The organism is Pseudomonas sp. AC463 (assembly GCF_979253585.1).
Map to the genome: position 1 here is coordinate 558 of NZ_CEEDDZ010000044.1, position 902 is coordinate 1,459.

Below are 902 nucleotides of genomic sequence, written 5' to 3' on the forward strand. Positions count from 1 at the left end.
GGAGGTGAAATCGAAGCCGGTCAGGTCCTTGTACGCCGGCAGCTTCGCTGCCTTGATCTGGTAGGCGATGGATCTCACCTCGCGTTCCGCCATCTCGGCTTTCAGCAGCTGGGACAGGATGGGCACGGCGGCATCGAAGGCAGGTGCGCCCTGTTCGATGAGGTCGCCGACGGCCTGAGCCATGCCGTACATCCGCAGGTCGCGCAGCATGACGACGACCGCGGCGCTGGCGGGGTCATGACGCATGGCGCACCTCCTTCATCAGCGTGTCGTATCGACCGACATCGGCTTGGGGCTCACGGCGCAGGACAAGTGCCTGGGGCGCATCGATAGGCGTGACGCTGGCGGTCTTGCCGTCGACCAGCCGGTGCAGGATGTTGAGGATGTGGGTCTTGGTGGCGACGCCGGCCTCAAGGGCGAGTTCGACGGCGCACAGCACCGCCTGTTCGTCGTGCTGGAGCACCAGCGCCAGGATATCGACCATTTCCCGGTCGCCGCCTGTTCGCCTGAGCAGTTGCTGGCGCAATTGCCGGAAGGCGTCGGGCAACTCGGTAAAAGGCGCACCGTTTCGCATGGCACCTGGCTTGCGCTGGACCACCGCCAGATAGTGTCGCCAGTCGTAGATGGTCCGCCCCGGTGCGCGGTGCGTCCGGTCGATAACCCGGGCGTGCTCGCACACCCTTTGCCCCTCGGCGACCACGACGATGCGGTCGGGATAGATCCGCAGGCTCACCGGCCGGTTCGCGAAGGAAGCCGGGACGCTGTAGCGGTTCCGGTCGAAATGGACGAGACAGGTTGGCGACACCCGTTTGGTATGCTCGACGAAGCCGTCGAACGGGCGCCCCGGTTTCATCAGGTCCGGCACTTCTTGCGCCCGTATATCGGCGACGGTGCCGGGAAGG

General features: G+C 65.6%; 2 protein-coding genes. Both read right to left on the reverse strand.

The annotated features are described in order from the left end of the window. On the reverse strand, positions 1-246 hold a 246-nt coding region (locus tag AC0IYH_RS28925; protein ID WP_471837432.1), incomplete at its 3' end, for an ATP-binding protein. After that, positions 236-902, reverse strand: a 667-nt coding sequence (locus AC0IYH_RS28930) for a Mu transposase domain-containing protein (RefSeq protein ID WP_471837434.1), incomplete at its 5' end; no start/stop codon positions are given. The genes AC0IYH_RS28925 and AC0IYH_RS28930, both read right to left, overlap by 11 nt.